Annotated in this window: 23 protein-coding genes; 5 read left to right on the top strand and 18 right to left on the bottom strand. The window is 67.3% G+C overall.

Annotation, left to right across the window (positions count from 1 at the left end; translation table 11 throughout):
- Window positions 1-159: 159 nt before the first annotated feature.
- Window positions 160-1,899: a dipeptidase gene (locus DBV14_RS29415; protein ID WP_124464847.1), complete on the top strand. Its 1,740-nt coding sequence runs from the start codon at window positions 160-162 to the stop codon at window positions 1,897-1,899.
- A gap of 24 nt (window positions 1,900-1,923) precedes the next feature.
- Here DBV14_RS29415 and DBV14_RS29410 read toward each other — a convergent pair whose 3' ends face one another.
- From DBV14_RS29410 to DBV14_RS29350, 14 genes are all read right to left on the bottom strand, one after another.
- Window positions 1,924-2,997, bottom strand: coding sequence for a M48 family metalloprotease (locus DBV14_RS29410; protein ID WP_185546163.1), 1,074 nt, complete (start codon window positions 2,995-2,997; stop codon window positions 1,924-1,926).
- A 196-nt stretch (window positions 2,998-3,193) separates the two neighbouring features.
- Window positions 3,194-3,511, bottom strand: coding sequence for a chaperone modulator CbpM (locus DBV14_RS29405; protein WP_124464844.1), 318 nt, complete (start codon window positions 3,509-3,511; stop codon window positions 3,194-3,196).
- Between the two features lie 2 nt (window positions 3,512-3,513).
- Window positions 3,514-4,476, bottom strand: a complete 963-nt coding sequence (locus tag DBV14_RS29400) for a DnaJ C-terminal domain-containing protein (RefSeq protein ID WP_124464842.1) — start codon at window positions 4,474-4,476, stop codon at window positions 3,514-3,516.
- 63 nt (window positions 4,477-4,539) lie between these two features.
- Window positions 4,540-5,190, bottom strand: a complete 651-nt coding sequence (locus DBV14_RS29395) for a histidine phosphatase family protein (RefSeq protein ID WP_124464840.1) — start codon at window positions 5,188-5,190, stop codon at window positions 4,540-4,542.
- 4 nt (window positions 5,191-5,194) lie between these two features.
- Window positions 5,195-7,594, bottom strand: coding sequence for a penicillin acylase family protein (locus DBV14_RS29390; protein ID WP_124464838.1), 2,400 nt, complete (start codon window positions 7,592-7,594; stop codon window positions 5,195-5,197).
- A 90-nt stretch (window positions 7,595-7,684) separates the two neighbouring features.
- Window positions 7,685-8,260, bottom strand: coding sequence for a glutathione S-transferase family protein (locus tag DBV14_RS29385; RefSeq protein ID WP_124464836.1), 576 nt, complete (start codon window positions 8,258-8,260; stop codon window positions 7,685-7,687).
- Window positions 8,261-8,301: 41 nt separating this feature from the next.
- Window positions 8,302-8,940, bottom strand: coding sequence for a phosphatidylcholine/phosphatidylserine synthase (locus tag DBV14_RS29380; protein ID WP_124464834.1), 639 nt, complete (start codon window positions 8,938-8,940; stop codon window positions 8,302-8,304).
- Window positions 8,941-9,091: 151 nt separating this feature from the next.
- Window positions 9,092-9,832: a glutamine amidotransferase gene (locus DBV14_RS29375; protein ID WP_124464832.1), complete on the bottom strand. Its 741-nt coding sequence runs from the start codon at window positions 9,830-9,832 to the stop codon at window positions 9,092-9,094.
- A 48-nt stretch (window positions 9,833-9,880) separates the two neighbouring features.
- Window positions 9,881-10,657 (bottom strand): DeoR/GlpR family DNA-binding transcription regulator, encoded by a 777-nt coding sequence (locus DBV14_RS29370; RefSeq protein WP_124464831.1) that lies wholly within the window; start codon window positions 10,655-10,657, stop codon window positions 9,881-9,883.
- 159 nt (window positions 10,658-10,816) lie between these two features.
- Window positions 10,817-13,039 carry a phosphocholine-specific phospholipase C gene (locus DBV14_RS29365; RefSeq protein WP_124464829.1) on the bottom strand — a complete coding sequence of 741 codons (2,223 nt, stop codon included), beginning with the start codon at window positions 13,037-13,039 and terminating at the stop codon, window positions 10,817-10,819.
- Between the two features lie 25 nt (window positions 13,040-13,064).
- Window positions 13,065-13,235 carry a hypothetical protein gene (locus tag DBV14_RS33525; RefSeq protein ID WP_185546162.1) on the bottom strand — a complete coding sequence of 57 codons (171 nt, stop codon included), beginning with the start codon at window positions 13,233-13,235 and terminating at the stop codon, window positions 13,065-13,067.
- Between the two features lie 35 nt (window positions 13,236-13,270).
- Window positions 13,271-15,301, bottom strand: coding sequence for a LamG domain-containing protein (locus tag DBV14_RS29360; protein ID WP_260397271.1), 2,031 nt, complete (start codon window positions 15,299-15,301; stop codon window positions 13,271-13,273).
- Window positions 15,302-15,719: 418 nt separating this feature from the next.
- On the bottom strand, window positions 15,720-16,256 hold the full coding sequence (locus DBV14_RS29355; RefSeq protein WP_124464825.1) for an SRPBCC family protein: 537 nt from the start codon (window positions 16,254-16,256) through the stop codon (window positions 15,720-15,722).
- Window positions 16,257-16,303: 47 nt separating this feature from the next.
- Window positions 16,304-16,645 carry a helix-turn-helix transcriptional regulator gene (locus DBV14_RS29350; RefSeq protein WP_124464823.1) on the bottom strand — a complete coding sequence of 114 codons (342 nt, stop codon included), beginning with the start codon at window positions 16,643-16,645 and terminating at the stop codon, window positions 16,304-16,306.
- 180 nt (window positions 16,646-16,825) lie between these two features.
- Here DBV14_RS29350 and bla point away from each other — a divergent pair, with 180 nt between their 5' ends.
- Together bla and DBV14_RS29340 are read left to right on the top strand one after the other, a co-directional pair.
- Window positions 16,826-17,722 (top strand): class A beta-lactamase, encoded by an 897-nt coding sequence (bla, locus tag DBV14_RS29345; RefSeq protein WP_124464821.1) that lies wholly within the window; start codon window positions 16,826-16,828, stop codon window positions 17,720-17,722.
- A 143-nt stretch (window positions 17,723-17,865) separates the two neighbouring features.
- A complete protein-coding gene (locus tag DBV14_RS29340) occupies window positions 17,866-18,489 on the top strand; it encodes a DUF4337 domain-containing protein (protein ID WP_124464819.1) in 624 nt (207 codons plus the stop codon).
- A 12-nt stretch (window positions 18,490-18,501) separates the two neighbouring features.
- On the opposite strand, the gene DBV14_RS29335 is transcribed toward DBV14_RS29340, so the two are convergent.
- From DBV14_RS29335 to DBV14_RS29320, 4 genes are all read right to left on the bottom strand, one after another.
- Complete coding sequence (locus DBV14_RS29335) at window positions 18,502-19,125, bottom strand: hemolysin III family protein (RefSeq protein WP_124464818.1); 624 nt, start codon at window positions 19,123-19,125, stop codon at window positions 18,502-18,504.
- Window positions 19,126-19,161: 36 nt separating this feature from the next.
- Complete coding sequence (locus DBV14_RS29330; protein ID WP_124464816.1) at window positions 19,162-20,586, bottom strand: glycerophosphodiester phosphodiesterase family protein; 1,425 nt, start codon at window positions 20,584-20,586, stop codon at window positions 19,162-19,164.
- Window positions 20,587-20,703: 117 nt separating this feature from the next.
- A complete protein-coding gene (locus tag DBV14_RS29325) occupies window positions 20,704-21,510 on the bottom strand; it encodes an aminoglycoside phosphotransferase family protein (RefSeq protein ID WP_124464814.1) in 807 nt (268 codons plus the stop codon).
- A 22-nt stretch (window positions 21,511-21,532) separates the two neighbouring features.
- Window positions 21,533-22,297, bottom strand: coding sequence for a bifunctional 2-polyprenyl-6-hydroxyphenol methylase/3-demethylubiquinol 3-O-methyltransferase UbiG (locus tag DBV14_RS29320; protein WP_124464812.1), 765 nt, complete (start codon window positions 22,295-22,297; stop codon window positions 21,533-21,535).
- A gap of 98 nt (window positions 22,298-22,395) precedes the next feature.
- On the opposite strand from DBV14_RS29320, the gene DBV14_RS29315 reads away from it, so the two are divergent.
- Together DBV14_RS29315 and DBV14_RS29310 are read left to right on the top strand one after the other, a co-directional pair.
- Complete coding sequence (locus DBV14_RS29315) at window positions 22,396-22,656, top strand: hypothetical protein (protein WP_124464810.1); 261 nt, start codon at window positions 22,396-22,398, stop codon at window positions 22,654-22,656.
- A 185-nt stretch (window positions 22,657-22,841) separates the two neighbouring features.
- Window positions 22,842-23,855, top strand: coding sequence for a sialic acid TRAP transporter substrate-binding protein SiaP (locus tag DBV14_RS29310; protein ID WP_124464808.1), 1,014 nt, complete (start codon window positions 22,842-22,844; stop codon window positions 23,853-23,855).
- Window positions 23,856-24,045: the final 190 nt, after the last annotated feature.

Below are 24,045 nucleotides of genomic sequence, written 5' to 3'. Positions count from 1 at the left end.
GTGAGCGTCGCCCTGAACTGCGCCCAGAACAAACGCCGAACGAAAGTCGCACTTTCCAAAGGCGCTGCATCGTTTCTTCGTAGCGCAAAGAGCCACGAAGCAACGCGTGGCTCGGCTATCGTTGAAGGCTTCCATTTTTGTGAACAGGGAGTCACGCTCATGCAGCAATCTCGCTTCCCGTTGTCGGCCCTTACCGTGGGCTTGATGGCATTGGGCCTTACCGTACCGGCCTTCGCGGAGACGCTCAAGAAACCCGAGCTCGACCAGCTCGCCGCCACCTGGCAAAGCGGCAAGCCCGCATCCAGCTTCAACGCTTTTCTTGCCAGGGCCGAGAAGGCCAACCCCGCGTTGAAGCCCGCCGTGGCCGCGTACCGCAAGAAGCAGCCGCTGGCTGGTGACGACCTCACCAACATCGCGCGCCTGCTCGGTTTGTACAACCGCCTGCACAACCAGAAGGCCGTCATCGCGAGCCTCGGTGCCATGGTGGCGCTGCCGACCGCGCGCAACGTGCAGGTTCCGCCGCACGAGAACCCAACCATCATCGACTTCGGCAAGCTGGTCGAGAAGATGGCGAAGGACTTCGGGCTTGCTTATCGCAACGTCGACAACCGCATCTTCGAGGTCAGCCTCAAGGGCAAGGGCACCGAAGAGTTCGGCATCCTCACGCACTCCGACGTGGTGCCCGCGGTGCTGTCCGAATGGGTGCTCGACGACGGCACGCGGCTCGACCCCTTCACGATGAAGCGCGTGGGCGACCGCCTCTATGGCCGCGGCACCATCGACGACAAGGGCTCCATTGCCGCGGTGCTCTATGCAATGAAGACGGTGAAGGAAAGCGGCCTGCCGATCCAGCGCACCATGCGCCTGATGATCGAGACCACCGAGGAAACCGGTGGCGACGCCATGGAGTACTACCGCGGCAAGACCAAGCTGCCCGAGTACAACATCGTGCTCGACAGCGGCTACCCCGCGGTCGTGGCCGAGAAGGGCGCGGGCTCGTTGAGCGTGTTCTTCCCCGCGGAAAAAACCGATGGCAGCGTGACCGCGATCACCGACATGGGCGCGGCCGCGGCGGTCAATGCCATTTCGCAGACCGCCACCGCCACGCTCAAGGGCGGCGACCTCGCGGCCGTTGCCGCAAAGCTCGAAGCCGCGAAGCAGCCCTTCCTGCAGAAGTACGAGCCGCAGGGCGGCAAGTTCGCGATTGCCGTCACGCGTGGCGCGGACAGCATCGACATCAAGGTCACCGGCACTTCGGCCCACGGCTCGGAGCCGCAGAACGGCGTGAACCCGCTGCCGCGGCTCGGCCTGTTCCTGCAGGAGTCGGGCGTCGCGCTGGCCGACAACCAGTTCCTGAAGGCGGTGAAGTACGTCGACACGCTGTACGGCACCGGCTACCTCGGCGAGAAACTGGGCGTGGGCTACAAGGACGATTTCATGGGGCCGCTGACGTTCTCGCCCAACCTCATTCGCACCGGTGCCGACGGGCGGCTGGTGGTGGCGGTCAACACGCGCATGCCGCGTGGCCGCACGCCCGACGAGCTCAAGGCGCAGGTGACGGCGAAGATCAACGAGTGGGCGGCGGCGAACAAGGCCACGGTCGAGATCAAGTACGACCAGGGCAACTGGATGGCGCGGGACCCCTCGGGCCAGTGGCTCTCGACCCTGCTGAACATCTACGGCGACACCACCGGCCTCGAAGCCAAGCCCGTGTCCGCCGCCGGTGCCACCACGGCCAAGCAGATGCCCAACGCGATCAGCTTCGGCCCCGGCATGCCGGGCAAGAAGTACACCGGCCACAACGCCAAGGAATACAAGGAGGTGCCCGACCTCGATGCCGACCTGCAGATGTTCACCGAGATGCTGGTGCGCATCGGCAACCTGCAGCAGATGCAGTAGAGGCTGCCGCCGCGGCCTGGGCCGTCACGGCTTCGATCCCGTGTCGGGCACCAGGGGCGCGCCCTTTTTCTTCTTGGCCACGATCTCGGCGATGGTGCGCCGCATCGCGACGAAGCGCTTGGCGGAGCCCGGGTGGGTGTCGGTGAATCCCGTCTTCGTGCCGGTGGTGTGTATCCAGAACTCACGCCATGTGCGTTCGGCCCCGTCGATGTCGTAGCCCGAAGCGGCCGTCATGTAGAGGCCAAGGTAATCGGCTTCGGCCTCGAACTGTTGCGAGAAAGGCGCCGAGAGGGCATCGCCCGCCAGCCCCGTGCCGCCCAGGGCGCCGTCCATGAAGCCGGTCGCGATGCCCACTGCCCGGGTCTTCCCGACATGCGACAGCGCACCGTGGGCCAGTTCGTGCCCCAGGACGATCGCAAGGTCGCGGTTGTCGGGAAAGAAAGCCATCAGCGCCGAGTTGACGACGATCTTGCTCCCGTCGTTGTGCGCATTGATCTCGCCCTTCATCTGGGCAACCGCCGAGTAATTGCATGCGACCACATAGGGCAGCCGCAGCGTCGTCGATTGGCCGTCGCGCTGGACCACGGCGTCCAGCCATCCATCGTTCTTGCGGGGCTTGGCGCGCGAGGCATCGACCAGAACCTCGTCGAGATCGTCGAGCGCGTCGTCGCCGGCGGGCAATGATTTTCCGCCGATGGAAACGAGAACATCCCCGGCGCGCAGGGGCGTTGCCGGCGCCTGGCTTCTGTCGAGCGTCCACAGCACGGTCGGCCGGTCGTCCAGATGCAGGATCTGCCCTGCCGCCGCACGGTCTTCCTTCTCGAAGCTCCACAGGCTGGCGATGTGCGCGCCAAGGCTGGCCCGTACGTTGCCGGCGCAGAACTGCGCACTGCGCTCCAGGATGGGTATGGCCACTTCATCGAGCCGGCGCTGCAGGGTCATGCGGCGGTCGAGCGACATCGATTGCTGCAAGGCTTGTTCCTCGACAACGTCCGGGTCGTCGCTGGAAGGGCGGATGGCCGTGGCGCAGGCCGTGAGGGCAAGGATGGCCGCGACCGAAGCGCAAGCCGAAACAAAAGAAAGGCGAGGTGTGTTCATCCGCTCGAAGGCTCTGGCAACCGGTCGCATCGATGCCCGGACATGATTCCGGGGTCCATCGGTGAGGAAGGGATTTCTCGGTTGCGACGGCGGCTGAGAATTCCAGGCAAGGCGAGTGTTCACGCCCGCATGGAATTGTGGGTGGGCATGTGCCCCCCAAGCTGAAGACCTTGTGAAGCGGCGAAAGCCGCCAGCGTCAGCTGAGTCCGCGTGCCCGCAACGTGGCCTTCAGCCGGCGCACTTCGTGCTGCAGGTCGAGGATCAGCGCGGCCGCATCGAGCCCCACGCCGAAGTCGCGCTCCAGCCGGCGCGCCTCGAGTGCGTGCTGCAGGTCGGCGCTGGAAAACTGCCAGCGCTCGGGCGGTGCCTCCGCGGTTTCGACGTGCAGGATCCCGACCTCGACCAGTTGCACCACCCAGGCGGTGTCCGCGCCCACGGCGTGTGCCAGTTCGGTGGCCGCCAGCGGCTGCGAGGCGCTGATGGCGGTAGCGGTTGTGAGGGTGAAATTCACCATGCTCAGACTCCCAGATGCTGGCGTGGGTTGAACGATGCCGTGGCTTGCGCCAGCTGCTCGTAGGCCTTGCGTGCATCGTCGCCATCGGCGGGCGGCAGCGCGATCTCGAGCAGCAGGTACAGGTCGCCCGGCGTCTTGCCCGCGAGGCCGCGGCCCTTGAGCCGCAGCTTCAGGCCGTTGCGCGCGTTGCGCGGCACGGTCACCTCGACCACGCCACCGGTCGGGGTCGGCACCTGCACCTGCGCGCCCAGTGCCGCTTCGGTGGGCGTCACGGGCAGCGTCATGTACAGGTCGCGCTCTTCCACGCGGTACAGCTTGTGCGGCGCCAGGCGCACTTCGAGGTACAGGTCGCCGGCCGCTTCGCCACCGTGGCCGGGCATGCCCTGGCCCGCAAGGCGGATGAACTGGCCCGGATGCACGCCCGGCGGGATCTTCACGCTCAGCGTGCGGTTCTCCCATTGCGGGCGGCCCTGCGCGTCGATGGTCTGCGCGCGCAGCGTGATCTCGCGCTCGGTGCCGTTGAGCGCGTCTTCCAGCGTGATCTCGATGGCCGCGTGGTGGTCTTCGCCGCGTGCGCGGTAGTTCTGCCGCGCGGCGCCGCGGCGCTCGGCCTCGCCGAACATCGACGAAAAGAACTCGCTGAAATCGGCGTGGTCGGCCGGCCCCTGGCGCGGGCCACGGTGAAATTCGTAGCCCGTGTCCCAGCCGGGCGGCGGTTGGAAGTCGCCATCGGGGTGGCCGCCGCGCGCCACGCGGTCGGCCAGCGCGTCGTAGGCGGCGCGCTTTTCCTTGTCGCCCAGCACGTCCTTGGCTTCGTTGATGTCGCGCATGCGCTTCTCGGCGTCGGGCTCCTTGCTGACGTCGGGGTGGTACTTGCGGGCGAGTTTTCGGTAGGCCTTGCGCACCTCGTCGTCCGACGCGGTGCGCTCGATGCCGAGGGCGCTGTAGTAGTCCTTGAATTCCATGGTATGTGGCGGTTCGTTGGTGGGACGGCGTACAGGGCAGGGCGCTGGCTCGTGGGCTGGTCTCTAGGCCAGGGCTGCTTCGCCGTCAGCATGCCGCAGGAGCGGCGTTATGGCCCATGTGGGGCCGTGGCGTTCAAAACGCAATGGCTGCGCATTGCCGAGAAGTTCGAAATCGATGGGCACGCCGAGCAGCGCGGCCAGGGCGTAGAGCGTGCCGCCGTGCGCCACCACCAGCACCGGGCCGGGTTGCTGCTGCAGCGCCGCGTCGAGCGCGGCCCGCTTGCGCGTGACGAACTGCGCCAGCGTCTCGCCGCCCTCGGGTTCGCAGGCCCAGTCGATGTTGGCCGACGAGGTGCCGATCAGTGCGCCGAAGTTGCGCTCGCGCAGCGCCGCTTGCGCCTGCGGAACCAGCTTCAGCGCGGCGCCCACGGCGTGGGCGGTGTCGCTGGCGCGCCGTGCGTCGCTGCAGACGATGGTGCGAATCGGCTCGCCGGCCAGCAGGCCCGCGGCACGCGCGGCCTGCTGCAGTCCGAGTTCGCTGAGCGGCTCGCCCACGTCCTGGAAAATGCGCTGCGCATTGCGGCCGGTCTGGCCGTGTCGCAGGAAGTAGAAGTGGTCGCAGGCCGGCGACAGCGGCTGCGCCGCCGCGATCTGTACCAGCTGGTCGAGGCCGCCGGCAGCTGTGTGTGAAGGCTTGGTGGTCTGTTGTGACATGGCTTCAGTATGCAAGCTGCAGCGGCGCGCCTTCGCGTTGCGCCTGCACGTCGGCCCGATGGAACGGCAGCGGATGCCACTGCTTGGCCGCGAACAGCGGCAGCTGGTCGTAAGCGCGCGGCGACGAAAGGTCGCTGCTCTGGCCGTAGGTCAGCAGGCCTTGCGCCACCGGACCGTTCGCGTCGAAGGTCACGACCTGCATGTAGCTGCTGCCGTAGTTGACGTTGTAGCCCTTGGGATCGATGAGCGACTGGCCTTGCGACTCGAGCTTGTTGAGCACGCCTTCGAACTCATCGCCGCCGTGCAGCGCGATCTTCTGGCCGCGCACTTCACGCGATTGCGGCACGCCCAGCGGCACGTCGGCCGCGAAGCCGGCGGTGCGGACCACGCCGACCGCGTCGCCGAGCGCCTTGAACACCGCCTCGCGCGTGGCGGGCGTCGCCATGTCGAGGCCGGCCGGCGTGGCCACCGGCTGGGCCGGGTCGAAAGGCACGCGCCAGACCTTCGGCACGTCCTTGGTCTTGCGCCAGAACTCGCGGAACAGTGCCGCACCCTTCGAATCGGCGTTGCTGGTGCGGTCCCAGGCCGACAGCACGCGGCAGCCCAGCGCCTGGTCGGCATTCAGCGAGGCGCCGGCGGCCTTGCAGGCGGCCTGCAGGTCGTCCATGACCAGCATGCCGGCCAGGTTCTTGTCGCGGAAGATCACGCTGCGCACTTCGGCCGCGCCCATGCGGTTGCCGGGCAGGCCGTCGGTGCCCGCCAGCCGGCCGCGAATTTCCATGATCGCGCTTCGCGTGCGCAGCCGCTGCGGCACGCCGACCGGGCCGACCAGCGGCGAGATGCCCGCCGCGGGCGCCGTCTCGGGGTTGCTGAGCCAGAAGCTGTCGTTGCTGTTCTGCACGTAGTCGGGCGTGATGACGACCGGCATGCGAGCCGGCGCGATGACGCCGGGCGACGCGGCGGCCGGGTCGCGGTTCCAGGCGCAGGCGCTGCGCGAGCCATCGAGCACCGGCAGGCCGGCGGCGTTGAGCAGCGCCGCCGCGGCGGGCGAGGGCGCGCAGGCCTTGAGCATGTCGGCCGACACGTCGGGCACCACCGACAGGTCGGCGTACATCGCGTTGCCGTCGCGGTCGGCGGCAATGGTGTTGATCCACGGGATGCCCTGGTTGCCCATGGCGGCGCGCAGCTCGCCCACGTTGCGGGCCTGCGCCATCTTCATCCAGCTTTCGGCCGAGCGCACATTGAGCGTGTTGGCGTCGCGGATGGCGTAGGCCTTCTGCGCGGTCCAGCCAAGGCCGGCGCGCGGCAGCGAGATGACCGGGCCCCAGTCGGTGGCGTAGAACGTGTGCTGCACAGGGGCCGCGCCGCCCGTGGCCGCGGCCGGCAGCACAACGGTGCGCGCCACCATCTTCTTCGGCTGGCCGTCGACCCAGTACACGGTGGGGTCGTTGGCATCGAGCTTCAGTTCGTACAGCGTGAAGCGCTTGCCGGTCGACACGGTGTGCGTCCAGGCCACGTCCTTGTTGAAGCCGATCGACACCACCGGACTCAGGCCGCCGGTGGCGCCCATCACGTCGAGCTTGCCGGGAATGGTCAGGTGCATTTCCCAGAAGCGGTTGGTGCCGCTCCACGGAAAGTGCGGGTTGCCCAGCAGCAGGCCCTTGCCGTCGGGCGTGGCATTGCGCCCGAACGCCCAGCCGTTGGAGCCCAGTTCGCCGCCCTCGGGGTTGGCGTTGAAGCTGTGGCGGCCGATTTCGGCCACGGCTTCTTTCAGGTCGACCGGCGCGGCGCCGGTCTTGGCGCCGGGCGCGGGCGGCACCGCGGCCAGCACGGCACCGGCCAGCGCACCCAGGCCGCCCTGGATCATCGACATTTCGGTGGCGCGCGACAGGTCGGCCATGGTCATCGGGCGCACCCAGGGCTTGCCGCGGCAGGCGGCGGGCAACCCATTGGGGCCGGCGTCCTGCAGGTAGCGGTTGTAGCCGGCCACGTAGCCGCGCAGCGCGGCCTGTACGTCGGGGCTGGTGGTGGCGCCCGCGCGCGCCAGTACCGCGTCGTCCATGTGATAGCGGATGAACAGGTCGATCTGCGCATTCGGCGCGCGGCCCAGGCCCAGGTCGCCCATGTTCTGCGCACCGAGGAACTGCGAGCGTTCGCCGCGCAGCGTCAGCAGGTGCTCGGCGGTCTGGCACACGTTGTCCTGCGCATGCGCGTAGGCGCTGCCGTAGGCCAGGCCTTCCTGGTCGGGCGCCGTGATGTGCGCGATGCCGAAGGTGGTGCGCTCGATGGTCACGCTGCGCGACCCGGGTGGCGGCGCGCTGGCGCAACCTGCAAGCAGGGCGGCCAGGCCCAGGGACAGGGCCGTCAGCGAAAACCGGGAAAGCGAGGCGTTCTTCGATGTCATGGTGCGGGCGTGGGTTGAAAAGACAGGAGGCCGATTAAAAGGCGTGCCCGCCGCCGCGCAGTGTCACCAGCGCGGCACGCCGCGCGGTTTTCAGCCGAACTTCATGCCCTTGGGGCGAGCCTGCAGCCGGTCGATGTAGGCGTTGAGCTTCGGGCGGTTGCTGTGGCCGCCGAACGCACGGTGCCAGATGAACATCGAGCCGATCATCACGTCAGCCGCGGTGAACCGCGCGCCGAACAGGTAGGGGCCGTCGCCCAGCTCGCGTTCGACCGCGTCCTTGGCCTGCTCGAAGTTTGTCCAGCCGCGCGCGCTGTTGTTGCTGCGGATCTTGAGCAGGCTGTCGCCCATCGCGGGCTCCAGTTGCGCGGTCGAATAGACCATCAGCGACAGGTAGCGGCCGCGGTCGGGCGAGCCCGGCGGGGGCGCAAGCTGCTTCTGTGGAAACTTCTCGGCCACGTACATGCAGATGGCCGCATTCTCGAAAACCCGCGTGTGGCCATCGACCAACGCCGGAACCTTGCCGGCCGGATTGATCTTGAGGAACCCGGGGCTCTTGTGCGCCTTGTTCTTGAGGAGCGTGGGCACGATCTCGTAGTCGGCGCCTGCCTCGTCGAGCATCCACTTGGCAACCTGCGAGCGGCTTTGCGGATCGAAATACAGCTTCATGGCGTTGTCTCCTTTCGTCGGCGTGAGGGAAGAAGGGGGGATCAGAACTTGGGAATGCGCAGGGTCTTGCTGATCATCAGCGTGCCCGAGAGCGCGAACAGCAACACCAGCGGATGCAGCTGCCACGGGCCGATGACCCAGGCGCCGCCCCACACGGTGGCGCCGATGTGGCCCTGCCAGGCCGCATACGCGAGCACGCCCACCAGCACCACGCTGGTCGGAATGGGCGTGCCCTCGAAATACTTCACCTTGTCGGCGCCTTCGGACAGCGCCTCGGCCGTGACGTTGTAGCGCGCGAGCCGGCTCACGCCGCAGCCCACGAAATAGATCAGCAGCACGCAGTCCCAGCCGCCATTCAGGCCGGCCGCGAAGGCCAGCGCGGCCGGTGCCACGCCGAACGAGATGATGTCGGCCAGCGAGTCGAGTTCGCGCCCGAGCGCCGAATGCGTCTGGCGCCAGCGTGCGATGCGGCCGTCGAACACGTCGAAGATGAAGGCGGCCGGCGCCAGCGCGGCGGCCCAGAGAAATTGCGCCAGCGACTGGCTCGCCATGAAGGCCATGGCCAGGAACACCGCGCCGACGCCGCAGGCCGCATTGCCGAGCGTGAACGCATCGGCCAGGTGGAAGCCGCGGATCATCGAGAAATGCTTGCGAATCGGTGCGCGTTCGGGAGAGGTCATAAGAAGGAGCTGGGTCGTCTGGGCGCCGGGCCCGGGGAAATGCCCCGCACCTTAACCCAGGCGCGGGGCTTTTTTTGTAGTCGCGGTCCTATAGGGCGGCGTCAGCGCCACGTGCCTGCAGCGCCGCCGCCATGCCGGAAAGGGGGCGGTGTCAGGCGCCCTGGCGCGCTTCCGCGATGCGGGCGAAGCGGCCGAGCAGTTGCGCGGCGCTGTCGGTGGCGGCCACGCGTTCGCGCAGCGCGCCGGCATCGATGCCGTCCGCCTTCAGCGGGGCGGCCAGCTGGTCGAGGTAGTCGCGCATCGTCTGGGCGTCGAACTCGGGGTGGAACTGCACGCCCCAGGCGTTTTCGCCGACGCGAAAAGCGTGCACGGGCTCGTGGTCGCTGCCGGCCAGCCGCACCGCGCCTTCGGGCAGGCGCAACGCGCTTTGCCAGTGCACCACGTTGGCCGGAAATTGCGCCGGCAGGCCATGCAGCAGCGGGTCGGTGGCGGCGGCTTCGTCCAGCGTGACCGTGACGGTGCCGACCTCCACGCCCCGAGGGTGGTTGCCCGCCTCGCCGCCGAGCGCATGCGCCAGCAACTGGTGGCCGTAGCAGATGCCCAGCACCGGCGTGCCGTGGGCCACCAGCCGGGCGAGCCACGCGGCCGTGGTTTCGCTCCAGGGCTCGCGGTGCGACACCATCGCATGCGAGCCGGTGACGACCACGCCCGAAACGTCTTCGGGCGCGGGCAGCGCGTCGCCGCGGCGCGGGTCGATCACCAGGATCGGCAGGGTCTGCGAATCGAGTCCGTCGGCGATCCAGTTTTCGAAGTCGCCGCGTTGCGCGCGGATGGCTTCGAAGGTGCCTCCGAGCTTGACGATGACGAGTGGATGCGGGGGCTTGTTGTCCATGCCCGAGATCATGCCGCAGGCCGGGCGGCCCGGCCCGTGCCGTCGCCCTCAGGCAATGATCAGCTTGTTGCAGGCCTTGCGCAGCGGCGCCAGCCCCGGCAGGTCGCGCGCCTTGGCGTCGGTGACCACCACGTCGATATCCGCGGTGCGCATGTAGGTCACGCGGCTGGCCTGGCCGATCTTTGCGTGGTCGGCCACGATCACCACCTGCTGCGCCTGCTCGGCCATGGCGCGCGCCACGGCGGCTTCAGGGTGCTCGAAGCTCATGGCGCCGTGCTTGGCATGCAGGCCCACCGGCGACAGCAGCGCCACGTCGGCGCGGTAGCGGCGGATTTTCTCGACCGTGATGTCGCCCAGCGTGGCCTGCGTCTTTGCGTCGATCTCGCCGCCCAGCAGGATGGTGCGGTTGCCCGTCAGGCGCCCCTCGCTGGCGCCCGCCAGCTTGAGCGCGATGCTCAGCGAATTGGTGATGACCGTCATGCCGCTGAGCGTGGCAATTTCTTCCGCCAGGATCGACGTGGTGCTGCCCGAGTCGAGAAAAATGGTCTGCCCCGGTTGCAGCAGCGCGATGGCCGCCTTGGCGATGGCGCGCTTTTCGCGCTGGCGTGCCACCAGCCGCACCGCCAGTGGCGGCTCGGGCTCCGCGCTGGTGGCAATGGCACCGCCGTGCACGCGGCGCAGTTCGCCCAGGCCTTCGAGTTCGAGCAGGTCGCGGCGCACCGTTTCGCGCGACACCGCCAGGTCTTGCACGATGCGGTCGACGCTGAGCCGGGAGAAGGTGGCGAGCAGGCTGCGGATGCGCAGGAATCGTTCTTCTTGGAGCATGAATGCTGGCGTGTGAAAAGGAACAGGGCGGCGTCAGTGTGACAGCCGCCCCGGTCTGCATTGTTTTCGAGAAAGAAGGCGCTTGACGGGCGCCATTGTGCCGATCAACGCCCCGCAGCTGTCGCAACAGCTGCGGCGGGGCGTCGGACGTCGCGAGGCTCAGAGGTCGGCCATGCCCATGGCCGGATCGCTGATCGAGTGCTTGCCGGTTTCCACGCGGCCGGCAAAGCGGCGGTAGAAGCTGGCATCGCTGTCGCAGGTGACGTCGAAGTCGTACCAGCAGCCGCTGGTCGCAAGCTCCCAATGCTGTTCCACGTTGGCCCCGCCGGCCACCGTGGTGACCCAGGGACCATCGTTTCGGAAGTAAGCCTTGGCGCGAACAGTGAACTTGCATTCCTTCTTGCCGCCGTTCCGCATCTTCAGGTACACATTGCCGTTGGCGATGTCGTAGCAGACCTGGATTTCGGGGACTGGCACGTCGCCTGCGCGCAGGCTGCCCAGGTTGCCCTTGAAGTGGCGGTGGAAACCGTTGGGGCCGAGCACCCACAGGTCGTAGAAGCCGCTGGTGTCGGCCATTGCGTTCCAGGTGTCGTCGAGCGCCTTGCCTGCTTCGACCATGTAGCGGCGCGGCAGGCGATCCAGGTTGTTCTGGTCGTACACGTGGAACACGGCGGCCGCAGTGCCGGTGTTGTCGAACAGCAGCTGGACCTTGCCGTTGATCACATCGCTGCGCGCGCTCACGTGGAGCTCGTAGGGCAGGGCGCGTGACGGGCGCGTGCCGGTCGCCTGGCGCGGGAGCTGTGGGTCGAGCGGCAGGGGAACGGCCGTCTTCGCTTCCTGATCGGTGCGCGCCTTGGTGGCGTCGCCGAGGGTCGTGCGGCCCGCGAGCGCGGGCGGCTGCTCGTTGTTCGGGTTGACGAAGTTGAAGGTGCTGGTCAGGTCGCCACACACAGCGCGGCGGAACGGGCTGATGTTGGGCTCCGCGACCCCGAAACGCGCCTCGATGAAGCGCAGCACCGAGGTGTGGTCGAAGGCCTGCGAATTCACCCAGCCGCCACGGCTCCACGGCGAGATCACGTACATGGGAACGCGCTTGCCCGGTCCGAAGACCTTTCCATCGCGCGGGTAGCTTGCCTGCTTGGTCGTACCGGGCGGCGCCGGATAGTTGTGATATTCAAAGGCGATCTGTGCGGCGCTGAGCGTGGTCTTGCCGGCGGGTGTGCCGTCCGGATTGATGGACGGGGCTGCCGGCGACGGATAGTGGTCGAAGAGGCCGTCGTTCTCGTCGAAATTGACGAACAGCACGGTCTTGCTCCACACCTCGGGCGAGTCGGTCAACGCGTCCAGCACCTGCTGGATGTACCACCCGCCCTCCACAGGGCTGGAGGGCCCCGGATGCTCGGAATAGGTGTCGGGCGCGACGATCCACGACACCTGCGGCAACTTGTCGTTTTTCACGTCCTTGCGAAAGGTGTCCAGGTACTCGTTCACGTTGGCGCCCGGCATGGTGTTGGCGATGCCCTTGTACAGAGGGTTTTCCGGTGTGTCGTCGCTGGCTGGATCGTAGGCCGGCACCGGACCGCTGCTCGGGATCTGCTTGGTGATCGTTGCTTCGCTGGCGCGGCGGTATTGCTTGAATCCGACGAGCGGGTTGTCTCCATAGTTGTCGCGCATGTTTTCGTACACGATCCAGCTGACCTTGGCCGCCTGCAGGCGTTCGGGATAGGTCGCCCACTCATAGCCGTCGGTCGAGGGCTTGGTATAGCGATCGTCCCATTCGTTGGTGACCGTGGCCACGCCTGCGCCGGTAGGGCCGTTGGTGCCGGTCCAGAGGAACATGCGGTTCGAGTTGGTGCCCGTGTGCATGCTGCAGTGGTAGCCGTCGCACAGGGTGAAGGCGTTCGCCAGCGCCATTTGAAAGGGCACCTCCGCTTCCGTGTAGTAGCCCATGGACAGCGCGCTCTTGTAGCGCGGCCACTGGTAGTTGCGGCCGCCGTCCCAGGCGTTCTGGCCATCGCCCCAGTCGTGCGATGTCTGTCCCGCGCGCAGTGCGTTGCCCTTGTCCTTGTCCAGGTGGTACGGCAGCACCACCTGGGTGTTCGCAGCGTCGCTGGTCTGCTGCCAGACATTGCGGCCCTTGGGAAGCGGAATGGTGAAGCGGTCGCCGAAGCCGCGCACGCCCATCAGCGTGCCGAAGTAATGGTCGAACGAGCGGTTCTCCTGCATCAGGATCACGATGTGCTCGACGTCCTTGATGGTGCCGGTCTTGTTGTTTGCCGGGAGCGCGAGCGCGCGGCGGATGCTCGGCGGAAAAGCCGAGAGCGCGAGGGCGGCAGCGCCTGTGGTGGCGGTGCCCGTGAGGAATTTGCGGCGTGAGTTCATGGTCTGGTTCTGGCGATTCGTGGGGTCAGCGAGCGCAGCGCATTTCAGGCTTGGCACCCGTGTCGGGCGTGGGCGTGGGGGGCGGGTTCGGGGTGCCGGGAACGAAGCCTCCGCCACCGCCGCCGCCGCAGGCGGAAAGCGTGAAGGCGACGATCAGCGCAGGCAGCAGCCGCGCGCCCAGGGTCAGGAATTTCATGTGTGGGTCCTCTGTGATGCAGTGGGGGTGTGGGGTCAGGGAGTGAGCGTCGAAAGCGGGGCGCCCGCCTTGTAGAGGCTCGCGACTTCGTCCGCGGTGAGTGCGCGGTTCCAGATCGCGAATTCGTTGAAGTCCATCGCGCCGCGCGGTGAACTTGCCTGGCGCTTGTAGTAAAGGCCGGTGCCGTCTTCGTTCAGGCCGATGCCGGCCTTCATGCCGCCGAGCTTGGCGATCAGGGCGGGCGTGAGTGCCAGGCTGCCGGTCTGGACGCCCTTCACGGGGTCGATGGCATAGGCGTCCATCTTCTGGCCGGCCTTGTCGATCACCCAGGCCACGTAGGCCCACTGGCCGGCGCTCAGGTAGTGAATGCCCTTGATCTCGCCGCGAGGGGTGCTACCGCCCGCGCCGGTGTTGAAGCGCAGCTCGCAGCTGCCGAACAAGCCGATGGCAATGCCTTCGCTGGCGCCGCTGTCGTAGTTCTTGTTGCCGATGATCGGCGAGCCGTTGCCCACGCCCTGGCTGCAGATGGAATCCATGCGGACCCAGAAGCCGATGGTGAAGGCAGTGGTGGCCGCGTCCGTGGTCACGTCGTTGGTCGGCATGAGGCGGTAGCCGGCCGTGCCGCCCGCATTGGCGATCCGGCTGTCCACGCGCAGGGCCTTGGCCCGATAGCGAATCCGAATGCCGTCGTCGGCAACGAGCGAGCCACCGTCCGCGTCCGCGGCCCACGGTGCGAGCGTCGAGGCGCCGGCCTTGGCGTCCACGCCGGGAAGGGTGTCGAGCGGGTAGTAGTTGACCAGCCCGTTGAGCAGCGTGGGCGCCAGCGGCACGGGCTTCAGGAAGGCGATCTGCGCGCTCAGCGCAAGCGCCGTGTCGCCGGCCGCCAGCGTGTAGACGTACCGGTAGCTGCCGTCGCTCGTGGCGTCCACGTAGTCGGCATACGTCGTGCTGCCCGCCGGGAGAGAGGCCACCAGCTTGCCATCGCGCAGCACCTGCACGGGCACGTCGGCCTTGCCGGCCAGCTTCCACGACAGCTCGATGTTGTCCTTGTCGGCGCCGGTCTTTGCCGCGAATTCGCGGATGCTGGCGGCGCCTTGCAGCGCCATGCCGTTCCAGCCATAGGCGGTGGCCGCGGGCGTGATGCCCAGGTGGCGCAGCACTGTCGGCGCGATGTCCGCGGCCGACGCGAGCTGGAGCAGCGTGGTGTCGGCCGGTGCGGCCGCGCCCGTGCCCGGCAATCCCGCGAGCGGCTTGTTGCTCGCGATGAAGATGGTCTTGTTTTCGAGCGTCTGCAGGCCGGTGCTGGCGCCGAAGGCATCGAGGCCATGCCCCGTGGTGACGATCACGAGCCAGTCTTCCTTCGCGTCGTTGGCCTTGCGCTGCGTAATGCGTGCCAGCAACTGGCCGACTGCGGCCGAGGTGTCGGCGATGGCGCGCTGGTAGGCGTCGCTCTTGAGGCCGCTGGCCGTCGCCGCGATGGCCGGCGCGCCGTATTGCGCCACGATCAGGTCCTGGCCGGCGTCGATGAGCTTCGACGTGCGCTCTGTCACGCAGGCGTCGGAGCCCGCGCAATCGAACGCTGCATCGACGGTGCCTGGCTCGTTGCCCAGCAGGGCGGGATAGAGCGGGTTGGCCGTGACCGACGCTGTCTTGTAGCCGGCGGCGGCGTTCTGCTTTGCGATGGCGAAGATCGACGGGGCCAGCTTCGCATCGCTGCGCTGGTCACCGGTGTCCCATTGCACGCCGTGGCGCGCAACCCAGGTGCCCGTGATGAGCGTTGCCCAGCCCTGGCTGTCGGTGGTGCGCTGCTGGCTGATGGTGCCGTTCGCGCCACCGGTCCAGGCGGGAGCGACCTGGAACGCTTCGAGCGCGGCCGCCTTCTTTTGTGCGATGGCATCGCGCAGCGCCGCGTGCGTGAGGCCGTCGACCTCGACGACGAGCGCCTTGGGGCCGCTCTTGCCCTGGTTGACGGTCGGTGCCTGATTGCCTCCACCCACCGGTGGGAAATAGGCGCCGTTGCCACCGCCGCCCCCGCAGGCTGCAAGCACCAGCAGGGTCGTCGTCATGCTCCCCCACGCCCATGCGCGGCGCGCGGTCATTCCTCTGATCATGTTGTTTCCCCGAGTAGTTGAAAGACGCACCCGTGCGGCTGCGTTCAAGAAATCTGTGTATCCACTTGTGTTTGTGTAATTTCAAGTGACTTGCAAGAAATTACACAAACGCTGCGAATGCCTCAGATCTTGCTTTCCTCAAGTGACAGCGCGTTGACAAGCGCGCACGACGTCGACATGCCTGCGCGACGAAGGTCGCGGGCATGAAAAAGGCGAATCCATCCGCCGGCGTGACCGGACTGGGATGGATTGGCGGGCGCGAGGTCGGGAGTGAATGGCGCCGGCGCTGCGCGTGCGCCGGCTCGAAGAGCGTCAACTCAATGGCTGGGTGACGCTGCCGGAAGGGCCCATTGAACAGGCCCTTTCCGTGGCGTCAGCGAAGCTGCGCTTCGTACGCCTTCTCGACCGCTTCCAGGTTGGTCCAGAAACCCTGCGGCTTTTTTCCTTGCACCACGTCGATGAGCACATCGAGGTGCGCGTGCCAGCCGCCCGCGACGCTGAGCGTTTCCTTGCGGTCGGCCAGCCGGCGGTGCGTGAGCACGAGCTGCGTGCTGTTGTCGCCCTGCGGCGTGAGCTCGAACGTGACTTCCGATGACGCCGGCCCTTCGTCCCAGCTGATGGTCAGCAGCGTCGGCGGCTCGCTGCGCAGCAGCCGCGACTTCTGCAGATGCGGCTTGCGGTAGCCGGCGAAGCGTTCGGGGGCTTCCTCGTCGGTGAGCTTCGTGTGCTCGAAGCGCAGCTCGAAAACGCCGCCGGCCTGTTGCGCCATGGTGCCGCCGGCCAGCCACGTGGCGCGCTTCTCGGGGTCGGTGAGGTAGGCCCACACGCGCTCGATGGGCGCGGGCAGGGTGCGCTCCATGCGCAGGGTGCCGGGTTCGATCAGTTGGCCGAGGCCGTGCGGGGTCGTCATGTGCTTTTGCTCCTTGGGCATGAGGGAAGAGAGACAAACAAAGAAGATCACTTGGCGGGCTTGGCGTCGCGCTGCAGTTCCTGCGCGAGCGCATCGAGATGGTGGTTCCAGAAGCCTTCGTAGTAGCGCAGCCATGCGTTGGCCGAAGCCAGCGCCGCCGGCTCGAGCCGGCAGACGTGCGCGCGGCCCTGCACGGTGCGCGACACCAGGCCCGCGCGCTCCAGCGTCTTCACGTGCTTGGACGCCCCCGCGAAAGACATGCGAAACGGCGCGCCCAGTTCGCCCACGCTGCACTCCCCATGGGACAGCAACTGCAGCATGGTGCGGCGCGTGCTGTCGGCCAGGGCCTGGAATACGGCGTCGAGCCGTTCATCATCTAGTTCAACCATGAAGTTGAATATAGATGATGTGCTGATTTCATTCAACTCATCGGTTTAATAAAACCCTGCCGTTACAGCGGATACACCCGGGACGCCAAGCGCCCGTGGGGTGCTGGAACATCGAAGCCCGCGCTCCTACGATTCATTCACTTGCCTGCTCATGTCAACTCGCCGAAAGAAAGAACACGAATGAACGCTTCCGTCTCGCGCCGCACCCTGTTGCTCGCCGCTTCCGTGCTGCCCCTTGCCAGCGCCTGCACCGCATGGTCGGGGCAGGGGGCGCAGTCGTCCTCGTCAGCCGAAGCGCAGCTTGCCGCGCTCGAAACCGCCTCGGGCGGCCGTCTCGGCGTGGTGGCCTTCAACAGCACCAGCGGCGCGCGCGTGCAGCACCGGGCGCACGAGCGCTTTCCGTTCTGCAGCACCTTCAAGCTGATGCTGGCCGCCGCCATCCTCGAGCGCAGCGCCAAGGACGCGAGCCTGCTCACGCGGCACGTCAACTACAGCAAGGGCGACATCATTTCCTACTCGCCCATCACCGAGAAGAACCTCGCGACCGGCATGACCGTGGCCGCGTTGTGCGCCGCCACCGTGCAATACAGCGACAACGCCGCCGCCAACCTGCTGATGAAGATCCTCGGCGGCCCGCCCGCGGTGACGGCGTTCGCGCGCAGCATCGGCGACCAGGCCTTCAGGCTCGACCGCTGGGAGACCGAGCTCAACACCGCCATTCCGGGCGACCTGCGCGACACCACCACGCCGGCGGCCATGGCCGACAGCGTGCACCGGCTGGCACTGGGCGACGCGCTGGGCACCGCGCAACGCGACCAGCTCCAGGCCTGGCTGCTGGGCAACACCACCAGCACCGAGCGCTTCCTGGCCGGCGTGCCCGCGGGCTGGAAGGTGGGCGACAAGACCGGGTCGGGCTCGTACGGCACCACGAACGACGTCGGCGTGCTGTGGCCACCGGCCGGCGCGGCGCCGCTGGTGGTGGCGGTCTACCTGACCTTTCCGGACAAGGACGCGAAGGGACGCAACGACGTCATTGCATCGGCGGTGCGCATCGTGGTCGCCGGGCTGGCGGGCTGAGGTCGCCCAGGGAGGCGCGCGCAGGTGCACACGGGCGCACGCAGGAGGGTGGGGAGAGGGCTGGCCGATGGCCGTCATCGGGCCGCCCTCCAGACCGTGCATACTCGCGCGCGTTCTTTCCCCGCGATTTCAACAAGGACTCCATGTCAGGACACGGCTTTCACGTGCACGGCCCGCACGACCACGAACTCGAACACGCCGCATCGGGCGGCCACGGCAACCATGGCGGTCATGGCGATGCCCCGGAAACGCCCGCCGGCGGCATGAGCATGACCAGCAAGATCGCGGTGTGCACCGCGGTCATCGCCACCGTCGGCGCGATCTTCTCGTACATGGGCGGCGCCACGCAGGCAAACGCTGGCATCTACAAGAACAACGCGGCCATCAAGAAGACCGAGGCCTCGAATCAGTGGAACTACTTCCAGTCGAAGAGCACGAAGCAGGCGCTGGCCGAGTTCGCGCGCGACACGGCCAACGACGATCGCAAGCAGGGCTGGCAAGACAAGGTGGCCCGCTACGAACTGGAAAAAACCGAGATCCAGACCACGGCGAAAAAGCTGGAGGCCGAGGCCAACCGCTGGGACGCGCAGTCTGAAGAGCAGATGCACCAGCACCATCGCTGGGCCCAGGCCACCACGGTGCTCCAGGTGTCGATCGCGCTCGCGGCGATTGCCTTGCTGACGAAGAAGAAGTGGCTGGAGCGGGCGATGTTCGGCGTGGCGGTCGCCGGGCTGGCGGTGGGCGCCCTGGCGGCGTTTCACATCTAGCAGGCTTCCCCGCTACAGCACGAACCACCCGACAGCCACATAGTGGCTGGCCGTTCCCGCCAGCACGAACAGGTGCCACGCGCCATGCGCGTGCCTGAACCCCTGGCGATTGCGATAGAAGACGGTGCCGGCGGTATAGAGAACGCCGCCGATCAGCAGCCACGCCAGCCCCGCGCCTTCGAGCCGCGCGGCCAGCGGCACGGCGGCCAGAACGCCGAGCCATCCCATGCCGATATAGAGCGGCAGCGAAGGCTTCTTCGACACGCCGTTCTTTGGCGGCATGAGCTCGCGCCAGATGCCGAAGAGCGCAGCGCCCCAGATCGTTGCAAGCAGCAGCCCGCCCCAGACGCCCTGCAGCGTGACCAGCGCGAAGGGCGTGTAGGTGCCGGCAATCAGCAGGTAGATGGCGCAATGGTCCGCCCGCTCCCACATGCGCTTGAGGCGCCCCCGCGTGCTGTGGAAAAGCGTGGACGCCGCATACAGCGCCACGGCCGAGAGCGAAAACACCAGCGCACCCGCGATGCGCGCGGGGTCGCCGGTGGGCACGGTCTTGATGAGCAGCAGCGCGGCGGCCGGCAGCGCAAGCACCAGGCCCAGCAGGTGGCTGTATCCGTTGAGTCGTTCGCCCGGGTACATGGATGAAATCTGCCGCCTGCGGAACCTGGCCCGGCCTCAGCGGCCGGTTTCCGCCAGGTAGGTCTTGCGCGCCGCGAAGGCGGTGTTGGCGAAGTCCGAGAACACGCCGTCGATGCCGGCGCGGAAGTACGCCAGGTACTCGGCCACCGGGTCGCCCTTGTAGATGCCGGCCAGGTATTTGGCTTCGTTGCGGAAGGTGTAGCTGTGCACGAACAGGCCGGCCTTGTGGGCGTCGGCGATCAGGCTGGTGGGCTTGATGGTGTTGACGTCGGCGAGCGTGCCCTTGTCCTTGTACGGCACGATGGTGTGCGCCATGACCTGCGGCTTCCACGGGCCCACGCCGTCGGCATAGGTCTTGATCTCGGCCAGGCCGGCCGGCGTGAGCATCTCGCCGAAGAACTTCGGGTTGCCGGCCAGCGTCCAGCTGTAGGGGCGGCCGTCGACGAAGGTGTAGTCGTCGGTGGTGACGTAGATCATCGCGCCGGTCTTGAAGTCGATGTCGTTGCCATCCACGAGCTGCACGGCGCGGGCCGTCATGCCGGCCGAACGCAGGTACTTCAGGCTCTCGGGCTCGAAGCTCTGCACGAAGATCGGCGCGTCCTTGCGGTTCAGGTCGTTCGCTTTCATGATCTTCAGCAGCGCGTCTTCCAGCGGATGGCTGCCCGCCGGGCCGCAGCCGTTGGCGATGGCTTGCGCGTTGTTCCAGATCGGGTTCTTGGTTTCCGGGTACACGGTGAGCTTGCGGCCGGTGGAGGCGCTCTTGGCCTTGGCGATGTCGATGACTTCCTGGAAGCTCAAGATCGGCAGCTTGCCGTTCAGGTCGGTGGGGCGCTGGTCACGGGCGTCGTAGGTGGTGCCCGCAATCCACTGCTTGAGCTCGGCCATCGTGAAGTCGGTGATCGACCAGTCGTTGGTGTGGTCCTCGCCATCGACCACCAACGACTTGAGCACCGACTTCGGGTCGTTCGGGTCGGTCAGGTCGCTCTTGTATTGCGCCGGGCCGTTCTCGGGCACGGCCGGGTACTTCACGTTGACCAGCACCGGGGGCACGGTGCGCTTGCGGGCCGCGACGGTGCTGTTGGTCTTGGCGACTTCGGCGATGTTGGTGTTGTCGCTGAGCCAGGGGTTGTGGCGCGCGACCAGCACGCAGTCCTTGGTGAGATGCAGGTCGGTCTCGAGCGAGTCGGCACCGGCATCGGCCGCGGCTTCATAAGCCTTTTGCGTCTCTTCGGGAAACAGGCCCGGCAGGCCACGGTGGCCGATGACCAGCGGCGCGGCGCCGTCGAGCGTGAGCAGCGGCGTGGCGGACGTGAAGTTGCCCGGAAACGCGATGCCGTTGTCGCCCCCGCCGCCACAGGCGGCAACGACGAGGCTGCCCCCGAGGGCCAGCAGGGCGGCGCGCAATGGGCGGGGCGCGGGAGCGGGAACGGACACGGGCAGGCGAGCGTTGTTCTTGGTCATGGTGTTTTTCGATGTTTGAAGAGAGTCCAACGGCCGGCGGATGCTAGGTTTGGCCCATGACGCTACGGTGACCGGCGCGCCACTTCGGTGGCTGCCGCGCCACGCTTCATGTTCTCTTCAGGAGGCGCCGAAGCCGAGCGCCGATGCCGCGAGCCTGGCCACTTCGAGGGTCTCGCCGGGGGCGTCGCCGTCTTCCAGCATCCAGGCCGCCGAGAGCCCCGCCCACGCGAGCACCCATTGCAGCAGCCGTTGCCGCTCGATGCCCGAGGCCTGCGCCACGACCTCGATGCGCCGCGCGAAACGGCCGGGCGCAAGCGCGCTTTCGGCATCGGGGTTGCAGAAGATGTTGGCGTGGTCGAAGCCGCGTTCGCCATGCAGGCACTTGGGGTCGATTGCCAGCCAGCCGCGCGGGCCGAAGTCGAGCACGTTGCCGTGGTGGATGTCACCGTGCAGCGCCGTCACGTCGCGCGGTGCGGCCAGCAGTTCACGCGCCGTGCGCGCGCTGTGCACGAACACGCCGCCCAGCGTGTCGCCGGCGGGCCAGAGCGATGCGAACCACTGCGGCAGTTCGACAAGTCCGGGCGGTGGCGGTTGGGGGCGCGGCGCGTGCAGGCGGGCCGCGGCCGCGCAGAGGATGCGCGTGGCTTCGTCGTCGTGGCCGGCATGGACCATCCGCTTCAGGGATGCGGTGCCTTGCGCGCGCTCCAGCAGCAGGGCCTCGCCTTCGTGCGCCAGCACCCTGGCCGCGCCGTCGCCGTTCCACCACTGCATCAGCAGATGGCCGCGCTTTTCTTCGACTTCGTGAGACAGCTTGAGCATGGCCGGCGCGTCACGCTGCCGCACGGGCAGCAGGTGGCTGCTCGGCGTGGCGAAGGCTTCACCGTCGATGGTGAGGTTCCATTGCTTGAGGTAGCGGCCGAACATGGGCGCGGCGAGGGGCAGCGTGTCAAAGTTGTGAAGGCTGTGAAGGCCGCGTGCCCACCAGCACGGGCTGGAAGAACGTGCCTTCGATGCGCCGGACATTCTCCAGCCCCGCCTCGCGCATCAGCTCGCACAGCCGCGTGGTCGACACCGCGTAGTACCTGGAGCGCATCACGCGTGTGTCGACCTTGTGCGTCGAGAGGTCTTCGGTCACGAAGAAGAAACCCAGGTCGTAGTGCTCGCCCGTGAAGTCCCAGACCTGGAACAGCACGTGGCGCTTGCCGTTCTCGACCCGCGCGCCGTAGTGCTTGACGAGGTTGGTGCCGCGCTCTTCCTTCGCGTAGTCGCGCACGCTGACCACGCAGCCGCCGCCGGGGCGCAGGCACGCGGTCATCTGGCGGAACGCGGCCAGCAGGTCGTCGTCGGTCTGCAGGTGCGGCATGGAGTTGTCGCACGACATCACGATGTCGAAACCGGTGCCATGCTGTTCGTGTGCCTTGCGCATGTCGCCCACCGAAAAATCGATGTCGAGCCCGCGAAGCCGGGCTTCATGGCGGGCGCGTTCGATCTCGTTGGCCGACAGGTCGGAGGCCGTGACCGCATAGCCGAGCCCGGCAAGCGCCAGCGTCTGCGTGCCGATGCCGCACGACACGTCGAGTACCTTGCGGTGGCCGGGCCATTCGGCCTCGATGAGGCGCGAGAGGCTGTCGCCTTGCTGGCGGATGCTCGCGTTCCAGTCGGGGTAGATCAGGTGATAGAGCGGTGCAAGTTCGTCGTAGAAATCGTTCATGGGTTCATTGTGCAGATTCGCGATGGGGTCGTGAAAACACGGCGGGCGAGGGCGGGCCGGTGCACCACCATCGACAATGCAGGCGCCTCCCGATCACCATGCCAAGACACCTCGCATCCACCTTCCTCGGCCTCGCACTGTCGCTGTGCGCATCGGCCTTTTTCTTCTGGGCCTGGTACGAGCGCTATCTGCGGTGGGACTTCAACGACCAAGGCCGCCACTACGACGCGGCCAGCCAGACCGTCTACACCGACGCCGGCTTCGTCTGGGTGCTGCCCGCCTGCGGCTTCTTGCTCGTGGCACTGGTGATCGCGCTGCGCGCCGTGTGGCGAAATCGCGCCCATCGGGCCCGCAAGTAGCCCGCCTTCCGACCCGTTTCGCAAGGCCTCGGGCAGCGCAAACCCGGATCGGGCAAACCCGCTTACCGCCTCTGTTGCATATCCTTACGATTCGCTCGCCGAGGCAACCGTCGCTCGGTGTCCGCCCGGTGCGTTGGTGCCGATCTTGCAAGGGGCTGGACTGTTCTCAACCCGAGGGAGAGTCCATGAAGAGAATCTTGCAGTGGCGCCGAGCCGGAATTTTGTTGTTGATGGCGGCAATGGGCAGCGCCGTGGCCGTCCAGGCGCAACAACAGCAACAACAGGCGATGCAGTTCAAGTGGGGCCATGTCTACGAGCCGACGAGCATCTTCCACCAGCAGGCGGAACTGGCGGCACGCAAGATCGCCGAGCAGTCCGAAGGCAAGATCAAGATCGAGGTGGTGGCGTCTTCCAAGCTGGGGCAGGAGGCCGACTACCCACTGATGCTGGCGAACGATTCGGTGCAGATCGCCTACGTCGGCCAGGCGACGCTGGCCGAGGGCTATCCGCCGTTGAGCCTGGGGAGCTATCCCTTCGCGTTCAAGGACCTGGACCACATGCGCAAGTACCTTGCGAGCCCGTTGCTGGCGGACCTGATGAAGGGCTACAACGCGAAGAGCGGCAACCGGATGGTGGCGGCGGTGTACTACGGTGCCCGCCAGGTAACGTCGGCCAAGCCGCTGTTGCGCCCCGAAGATTTTCGCGACCTGCGCCTGTACGTGCCCGACGCGTCGGCCTACCAGCTGTTCGCGACGGCGCTCGACGCCAAGCCGGTGACGTTGCCGTTCATGAATCTGTACAACGCACTGAAGAAGGGCGAGGTAGAGGCGCAAGAAAATCCGCTGGGCACGGTGAAGGCGAAGAAGCTGTACGAGGTGCAGAAGTACGTGCAACTGACGGCCCACGTGTACGACACGCTGGGCATCGTGATCGGCAAGGCGGCGTGGGCCAGGCTGACGCCACCGCAGCAGGCGATGGTCGAAAAGACGCTGGCGGAAACGGCGAAGTGGACGAACGTCGGCGTGATTGCGGGCGAACTCGAAGACGAGCAGTTCCTGCGCGGCAAGGGGATGACGGTTTCGCCGGTCAACCGGCAGCTGTTCCTGGAGCGGATCGTCAAGCGCTCTACGCCGGAGCAGCTGGGGGCACGTCCTGGGGACTATGCGCGGTTGCAAGCGCTGTCTTCTGGTACCAACTAGGGCCTGACGCGGGAACTTCAGGGCGCCGCTCACGCCGACGGTGTGCTCTGCTCCGCGAATGTCCCCCGCTTCGCTCCTCCTTTATTTCGCTGCGCGGAGCACCCGATGCCAGTCGCACGAGGGCGCTGCTCTCGCATTGGCCGATCAACGACCGCTCTGAAGGCGCTCGCGCCGATGGTGTGCTCTGCGC

This window comes from Variovorax sp. KBW07, from assembly GCF_003852515.1.
Classification (GTDB): Bacteria; Pseudomonadota; Gammaproteobacteria; order Burkholderiales; family Burkholderiaceae_C; genus Variovorax.
Note: the sequence above shows the minus strand (reverse complement) of the source record. Positions and strands in the feature narration are given on the sequence as shown.

Excerpts from the sequence above, each read along its gene's own strand:
- DBV14_RS29390 (WP_124464838.1), bottom strand. The coding sequence starts at position 7,594 with ATGACATCGAAGAACGCCTCGCTTTCCCGGTTTTCGCTGACGGCCCTG.
- DBV14_RS29310 (WP_124464808.1), top strand. The coding sequence starts at position 22,842 with ATGAAGAGAATCTTGCAGTGGCGCCGAGCCGGAATTTTGTTGTTGATG.
- DBV14_RS29410 (WP_185546163.1), bottom strand. The coding sequence starts at position 2,997 with ATGAACACACCTCGCCTTTCTTTTGTTTCGGCTTGCGCTTCGGTCGCG.
- DBV14_RS29330 (WP_124464816.1), bottom strand. The coding sequence starts at position 20,586 with ATGACCAAGAACAACGCTCGCCTGCCCGTGTCCGTTCCCGCTCCCGCG.
- DBV14_RS29405 (WP_124464844.1), bottom strand. The coding sequence starts at position 3,511 with ATGGTGAATTTCACCCTCACAACCGCTACCGCCATCAGCGCCTCGCAG.
- DBV14_RS29320 (WP_124464812.1), bottom strand. The coding sequence starts at position 22,297 with ATGAACGATTTCTACGACGAACTTGCACCGCTCTATCACCTGATCTAC.
- DBV14_RS29415 (WP_124464847.1), top strand. The coding sequence starts at position 160 with ATGCAGCAATCTCGCTTCCCGTTGTCGGCCCTTACCGTGGGCTTGATG.
- DBV14_RS29380 (WP_124464834.1), bottom strand. The coding sequence starts at position 8,940 with ATGACCTCTCCCGAACGCGCACCGATTCGCAAGCATTTCTCGATGATC.
- DBV14_RS29375 (WP_124464832.1), bottom strand. The coding sequence starts at position 9,832 with ATGGACAACAAGCCCCCGCATCCACTCGTCATCGTCAAGCTCGGAGGC.
- DBV14_RS29360 (WP_260397271.1), bottom strand. The coding sequence starts at position 15,301 with ATGACGACGACCCTGCTGGTGCTTGCAGCCTGCGGGGGCGGCGGTGGC.
- DBV14_RS29385 (WP_124464836.1), bottom strand. The coding sequence starts at position 8,260 with ATGAAGCTGTATTTCGATCCGCAAAGCCGCTCGCAGGTTGCCAAGTGG.
- bla (WP_124464821.1), top strand. The coding sequence starts at position 16,826 with ATGAACGCTTCCGTCTCGCGCCGCACCCTGTTGCTCGCCGCTTCCGTG.
- DBV14_RS29335 (WP_124464818.1), bottom strand. The coding sequence starts at position 19,125 with ATGTACCCGGGCGAACGACTCAACGGATACAGCCACCTGCTGGGCCTG.
- DBV14_RS29355 (WP_124464825.1), bottom strand. The coding sequence starts at position 16,256 with ATGACGACCCCGCACGGCCTCGGCCAACTGATCGAACCCGGCACCCTG.
- DBV14_RS29350 (WP_124464823.1), bottom strand. The coding sequence starts at position 16,645 with ATGGTTGAACTAGATGATGAACGGCTCGACGCCGTATTCCAGGCCCTG.
- DBV14_RS29395 (WP_124464840.1), bottom strand. The coding sequence starts at position 5,190 with ATGTCACAACAGACCACCAAGCCTTCACACACAGCTGCCGGCGGCCTC.
- DBV14_RS29400 (WP_124464842.1), bottom strand. The coding sequence starts at position 4,476 with ATGGAATTCAAGGACTACTACAGCGCCCTCGGCATCGAGCGCACCGCG.
- DBV14_RS29365 (WP_124464829.1), bottom strand. The coding sequence starts at position 13,039 with ATGAACTCACGCCGCAAATTCCTCACGGGCACCGCCACCACAGGCGCT.
- DBV14_RS29315 (WP_124464810.1), top strand. The coding sequence starts at position 22,396 with ATGCCAAGACACCTCGCATCCACCTTCCTCGGCCTCGCACTGTCGCTG.
- DBV14_RS33525 (WP_185546162.1), bottom strand. The coding sequence starts at position 13,235 with ATGAAATTCCTGACCCTGGGCGCGCGGCTGCTGCCTGCGCTGATCGTC.
- DBV14_RS29370 (WP_124464831.1), bottom strand. The coding sequence starts at position 10,657 with ATGCTCCAAGAAGAACGATTCCTGCGCATCCGCAGCCTGCTCGCCACC.
- DBV14_RS29340 (WP_124464819.1), top strand. The coding sequence starts at position 17,866 with ATGTCAGGACACGGCTTTCACGTGCACGGCCCGCACGACCACGAACTC.
- DBV14_RS29325 (WP_124464814.1), bottom strand. The coding sequence starts at position 21,510 with ATGTTCGGCCGCTACCTCAAGCAATGGAACCTCACCATCGACGGTGAA.